The organism is Deltaproteobacteria bacterium, assembly GCA_016218975.1.
Taxonomy (GTDB): domain Bacteria; phylum Desulfobacterota; class Deferrimicrobia; order Deferrimicrobiales; family Deferrimicrobiaceae; genus JAENIX01.
The window spans coordinates 1-5950 of sequence record JACRCO010000092.1; the positions used below are offsets into that span (position 1 = coordinate 1).

The 5950-nt window shown below is 60.0% G+C and carries 7 protein-coding genes; 4 read left to right on the plus strand and 3 right to left on the minus strand.

All coding sequences use genetic code 11. The annotated features are described in order from the left end of the window. Positions 1–650, minus strand: a 650-nt coding sequence (locus tag HY896_13145; GenBank protein ID MBI5577291.1) for a 4Fe-4S binding protein, incomplete at its 3' end; no start/stop codon positions are given. A 71-nt stretch (positions 651–721) separates the two neighbouring features. Between HY896_13145 and HY896_13150 the strand changes: the two genes are divergently transcribed. Next, positions 722–1981, plus strand: coding sequence for a CBS domain-containing protein (locus HY896_13150; GenBank protein MBI5577292.1), 1260 nt, complete (start codon positions 722–724; stop codon positions 1979–1981). A gap of 233 nt (positions 1982–2214) precedes the next feature. Here HY896_13150 and HY896_13155 read toward each other — a convergent pair whose 3' ends face one another. Further along, the gene (locus HY896_13155; GenBank protein MBI5577293.1) at positions 2215–3477 is read right to left on the minus strand and encodes an Nramp family divalent metal transporter; all 1263 of its coding nucleotides are present in this window, start codon (positions 3475–3477) and stop codon (positions 2215–2217) included. Positions 3478–3616: 139 nt separating this feature from the next. Between HY896_13155 and HY896_13160 the strand changes: the two genes are divergently transcribed. Continuing rightward, entirely contained in the window at positions 3617–3823 is a 207-nt protein-coding gene (locus HY896_13160) for a hypothetical protein (GenBank protein MBI5577294.1), read from the plus strand. 71 nt (positions 3824–3894) lie between these two features. Here the strand turns inward: HY896_13160 and ilvA are convergent, their stop codons facing one another. Continuing rightward, the gene (ilvA, locus tag HY896_13165) at positions 3895–5103 is read right to left on the minus strand and encodes a threonine ammonia-lyase (protein MBI5577295.1); all 1209 of its coding nucleotides are present in this window, start codon (positions 5101–5103) and stop codon (positions 3895–3897) included. Positions 5104–5373: 270 nt separating this feature from the next. On the opposite strand from ilvA, the gene HY896_13170 reads away from it, so the two are divergent. Both HY896_13170 and HY896_13175 read left to right on the plus strand, forming a co-directional pair. Further along, on the plus strand, positions 5374–5646 hold the full coding sequence (locus HY896_13170) for a helix-turn-helix transcriptional regulator (protein ID MBI5577296.1): 273 nt from the start codon (positions 5374–5376) through the stop codon (positions 5644–5646). A 92-nt stretch (positions 5647–5738) separates the two neighbouring features. Then, the coding region (locus HY896_13175; GenBank protein MBI5577297.1) for a hypothetical protein at positions 5739–5950 on the plus strand (212 nt) is incomplete at its 3' end.

Genomic DNA, 5950 nt, shown 5'->3' on the forward strand with positions numbered 1-5950 from the left:
ATCGCGGCGGTCCGGGAAATGTCCATGAAGAAGAGAAGCATCTTCGCGTCGGCCGCGTAGTTGTAGGTCGAATTCATGAACTTGTAAATCGCGACCTTGTCCATGCCGATGACAACTGCCCATATGAAGAAAGCCAGCAGCAGGTATTTTAGTGAAGAAAGCGCAAGGTCGACGCCACGATTGACCACGGTTTCCTTTTTCCGACGCTTCCACAACATCTTCTTCCCCGCCCATTCCAGCGCCCGGGAGATTCCGCCAACGGGGCAGACCCATGAGCAGAAGACCTTCCTTGCAAGGAAAGACGACATTATGGCCGCGATAAGTATGGTCAGGCCCGCCGGATGGACCTCGTCGTAGAGGCCCGTAGCGAGGAAACGCTTCAGCCCCATCAGGGCGCTGATCGGAAGGAAGCCTTCCACGGCGGGCGGGCGGGATGCGGTGATCGGGCCGCCGGACACCGCCTGCCGGAAGAATTCGTGGAACTCGATTCCCACGAGCACGAAAAACAGGACGAATCCCCACTGCACGACCCCCCTTAGCTTGGGGAGAAGCTTATATGGATTGCGCCGCCTTGCTGCGTTTTCCGCCGCCCGGGGGCCGGCTTGCGCAGTTTCGGACGCATGTTTCAATGCAACTGCGGGTTCATTCATGGATACCATGGTCCCCCATGATCCCCGCTCCTTCCTTGACCTGCCTCAAGCCCGGAAATAAACTCGATAGCATGGCGCTGATCGGGGAAGTGTTCATAGCGGATGTCCTCGGAAAGACGGTCCTCGACCCGCTTGGCGAGGAGATCGGCAAGCTGCGCGACATCGCCGTCGAGGGGGGATCGCCATTTCCCCGCGCGGCGGGGCTTGTCCTGGAAAAGAAAAAAAAGACCTGGTTCCTGCCCTGGGCCGATCTGAACATCTTCAACCGGCGGATCATCTCCTCGAAGAAGCGGGAATCCGATCTCGCCGAATTCCAGGCCACATCGGACCAGCTGCTGATCGGAAGGGACATCCTCGATAAGCAGATCGTCGACATCAACGGCGCAAAGGTCGTTCGCGTCAACGACGTCAAGTTGACCGAGGAAGGCGGGGCGGCGTGCGTTACGGACGTGGACGTGGGCGTGCGAGGCATTCTGCGCCGACTGGGCGTGGAGCGTCGCGGAGACTCCTTCTTCCAGGCGATCCGGCATCCCCTGCGGCACCAGCTCATCTCCTGGGAATTCATCCAGCCGCTGGAGACGAAGCTCGACCGGCTGACCCTGGCCCTCTCGCGGGAGGCCCTTTCCAGGATCCATCCCGCGGACATCGCGCAGATCATAAGCGGCATGTCGCCCGACGAGCGGAAGGGGTTCTTCGAGAAGCTCGACCTCGAGACGGCGGCCGAGGCGCTCCACGAGCTGGAGCCGGAGGTGCAGGCCGACCTCATTACCGACATGGACAAGGAACAGGCGGCCGACGTCATCGAGCGGATGCCTCCCGACGAGGCGGCCGACGTCATCGCCGACCTCCCTGCCGAGAAGGCGCAGGAACTGCTCGGTCTTATGGAAAAGGAGGAGGCCGAGGACATCCACGAGCTGCTTGCCCACGAGGAGGACACCGCCGGCGGGCTCATGATAAACGAGTACCTCGCCTATCCTCCGGGGATCAAGATCGGGGAAGCGATGGAGCGGTTCCGGAAGGACGCGACGGAGCTCGAAGCCTACTACTACATTTACGTCGTCGAGGGGGAGAAGCTCCTTGGGGTACTCGGCCTGCGCGATCTCATATTGGAGGATCAGTCGAAACCCATAAGCGAGGTCATGCACAGGAAATTGATCACGGTGTATGCCGACGCGGGGCAGGAAACCGTGGCCGAACTTATCTCGAAGTACAACCTTCTCGCCCTGCCCGTCGTCGACGAAGAAAACTGCCTGCTGGGCGTAGTCACCGTGGACGACGTCGTCGATCTCCTGCTTCCCCCCGCCTCCCGCCGCAAGCGCCGCAAGATATAACTTATAAAATCAGGGACGTACTTAAAAACAGGGACGTTCTTAAAAACTTTCTTAAAAACAGGGACGTTCCTGAACTTTTTTCCACAGCCACGATCCTGAACTTCTCCGGTTGTATATCCCACGAAGCGCTTGTACCTCCCGGTCATAACCCGAAAAAGTTCAGGAACGTCCCTGTTTTTAAGAAAGTTTTTAAGAACGTCCCTGTTTTTAAGTACGTCCCTGGTATTAAGAAACTAAAAAACGTGGAGGTGCGTCAAGCCGGGGAAAAGCGTCACCATCATCAGGACGGCCGTCAGGAATATCATTACGATCGCGGTCGCCCATGCGACCCAGTTCAACAACTTCGAGTTGACGTAATCCCCCATCAGCTCTCTGTCGTTGATCAGCTTCAGCATGAAGACAAGGACGAACGGCAGCAGGATGCCGTTCGCCACCTGTGAAAGGTACATGATAAGGATCAAGGGTGCGCCGGGTATCAGGACAAGCAGGGCGCCGATCACGATTAGACCGGTGTACAGCCAGAAGAAATGGGGCGCCGTCCGGAAATCCTTGTCGATTCCCGATTCCCAACCCATTCCCTCGCATACGGAGTAGGCAGTAGCCAGCGGGAGGATCGATGCGGAGAACAGGGAGGCATTCGCCAGACCGATCGCGAACAGGATCGAGGCGTAGTCGCCGGCCAGAGGCGCGAGGGCCAACGCCGCATCCTTGGCGTCCTGTATATGGATTCCGTTGACGAACAGGGTCGCGCCGCAGGCGACGATTATGGAAAGGGCGACGACGTCCGTGACGACGCATCCCATGACCACGTCCGCGCGGCAGTATCGGTATTCCTCGACCTGGATGTTCTTCTCCACGACCGCCGACTGAAGGTAGAACTGCATCCAGGGCGCGATTGTCGTGCCCACCATCCCGATGAGCATCATTACGTACGCCCCGTCCATCCTGAATACCGGAGTAGCAAGGCTCACTGCCACGGTGCCCCACGAGGGGTGTCCCATCCATGCCGAGACGGCATAGGTGAAATACACGGTGGAGGCGATCAGGAAGATCTTTTCCACGATCCGGTATGTCCCCTTGACGACGAGGAACCAGACGGCTACCGCGCCGATGGGGACGGAGACGAACTTGCTGACGCCGAATATCTCGAGCGCGGCCGCCCACCCGGCGAACTCGGCGACGGTGTTGCAGAGGTTGGCGGCTAGGAGTGCGGTGAGAAGGAAAAACGTCGGGCGGACCCCGAACTTCTCGCGGATAAGATCCGCCAGGGTCTTGCCCGTGACGACGCCCATCCTGGCGACCATTTCCTGGACGACGATCAGCGAAACCGTTATGGGGATGAGGGTCCAGAGCAGGGAGTAGCCGAAGTGCGCGCCGGCTATGGAGTAAGTGGCGATCCCCCCTGCGTCGTTGTCCACCGACGCGGTGATGATCCCGGGCCCCAGGATGGCCAGAAACGCGAGAAGTTTCTTCTTGTCAGGCCCTCGGAAACGCAATGTACAGGTCTCTCTTCCATAGGGTAACCTTACAAAACTACCATATTCCTCGCATAGTTGGCCATCTTAAGACGTCCGGGAGTATACTTATATATGAAGAGTGCGTAAAGGCGGCGGGAGCGGTTAACCGGGAGATGCCATGGAAAGGAGGTCGTCCATGGAACTATCGCTGACGAACATGGAACTGATGGCGCTGAAGGCGGCGTTGCATGCGGACATCTCCGATTTGATCCGCGAAATAGCACGGACGGACCACAGGGATATGAGGGAAGGCCTGAAGGTGAACGAGGAACTTCTCGAATCGATCCTGGAGAAGTTGAACGCGGCGGGGCGCAAGGCGGCATAGCGCGAAAGAAGCGACGCGCGCCCTTCGCTCACGCAGGAAGTTGGCGCCCTGCTGCCCATGTAACGAATCATTCAGCCGGTCGGGCGGAATCCACGGCGCGCAAGTTCCGCGGCGAGTTCCTCCCCGTGGGCGCGGTCGCGGGTTTCGAGCAGCAGGACCACGGCGGAAGATCCCGGGGGGCAGTCCGGCGGAAGCCGGTCGTGCTCGATGCTAACCACGTTCGAGCGTCCTTGCGCCACGGCGGCTAACAGCGCCGCAAGCGACCCCGGCCGATCGACGACAAGGAAGCGCAGCCGGATCAGCCTGCCGGACCGGAACAGCCCGCGTTCCGTGATCTGGGCAAGGAAGCTGACGTCGATATTTCCGCCGGAGAGAACCATCACCGCGGGGAATTTCTTCGGTGGACGCTTGTAGAGCAGCGCCGCCAGCGGAGCTGCCCCCGCGCCCTCGAGAGTGGTTTTCATATCCTCCAGCGCATACAGTATGGCCGCGGCGATCTCCTCGTCGTCCAGCGTGACGACATCGTCTGTGTACCTGCGTGCCGCTTCGAAGGTCCGGTCGCTCAAAGATGGAACCGCGATCCCGTCCGCTATCGTGCGCACCTGCGGGCATGCCACGGGCCGGCCGGCAAGGAGCGAAGGCCCGAGCGAGGAGGCGCCGTCCGCTTGCACCGCCACGAGTTCCACGGCCGGAAACTTCTCCTTCAGCGCCGCCCCGATCCCCGCCAGAAGACCCCCTCCGCCGACCGGCACGTACACGGATCCGGGCGATCCCACCGAGTCCGCGATCTCCAGCCCGAGTGTGCCCTGCCCGGCGATCACCATGGGATCGTCGTAAGGATGGACTACGGTGAGCCCGGTTTCCCCGGCAAGGGCGAGCGCATGCCGCGATGCTTCCTCGAACGTCTCTCCGTGCAGGACGATCCTGGTGTTCGCACCGCCTTCCCGCTGTGCGGCGGCCGATTTCGAAACTGGCGCCCAGACGGGCATAACGAGCGTCGCGGGAATCCCCGCGCATAGTGCTGCTCGCGCCACCCCCCGCGCATGGTTCCCCGCGCTGGCCGCGATAACGCCGCGCACTTTCGTACGGTCGAGGGAAAGGACCTTGCTCGCCGCCCCCCGGATCTTGAACGAGCCCGAATTCTGCAAGTTCTCCAGCTTGGAGTAGACCTTTCCCCCGAACCGGGCCGAAAGGGGATCCTCTTCCACGAACGGAGTAGGATAGGCCAACCGGTAAACCCGCTCCCGCGCCGCCAGCACGTCCTTGTACCCGAAGTCCATGTCTTTCTCCGAAGACGCAGATTCCGCTATTGTACGATCGTTAATTCGTCTGCGTGGATGCGTCGAAACTTGTACAGTGTATCCGTCCACGAAAAAAAATTCTTGACACGCTTTACTGTTGATTGTTATATGTGAGCAACCGTTTCAATAAAGGGGTCGTACTTGTCGGTTTCACCGGAAACGAATTCAGGCGGCGCAAGGTCGGAGAAGGCGGTGTTCATCGACGGCGCAAGCGTGCGCGCTGCCCGGATCGCCATCCCGAGCGACAGGATGGTTCGCGCCCTTGCCGAAACCTTCGGCGCGCTTAGCGACCCCACCCGCGTCCGTATCATTTCCGTCCTGACGGGACAGGAACTCTGCGTGTTCGACCTGGCCCGCCTGCTGGGCCTTACCGGTTCCGCCGTATCGCACCAGCTGCGGCTTCTGCGCGGCCAACGCCTGGTCAAGTACCGCAAGGAAGGCAAGATCGCCTTTTATTCTCTGGACGACGACCATATACGACACCTCATGGAAGAGTGCATCAAACACGTCACCGTGGAATGATATTTTTTTCTTCCATGGATGAAACGTATGCTCAGTTGTTTGAAGCGATGCGATTGCACGGATGTGCAAAAAAACCGGAACGGGGGGGTGAGATGAGGAAGGGGATAGTATCGACCGTCGTCTTTCTGCTGGTCGCCGTACCGTTGTTCGCCGCAGCGCAATCTTTTGCGGAAGATTCAAAAGGGGTGCGGGAGCCGACCGCCAGGGAGACGCAGAAGGAGCCGTCCCCCGCAGAAAAGCCTGCGGACCCGTTGCAATTCGGCCCTGTCAAGTTGGGGCTGGATTCCCTCATGCGGCCGGAAGG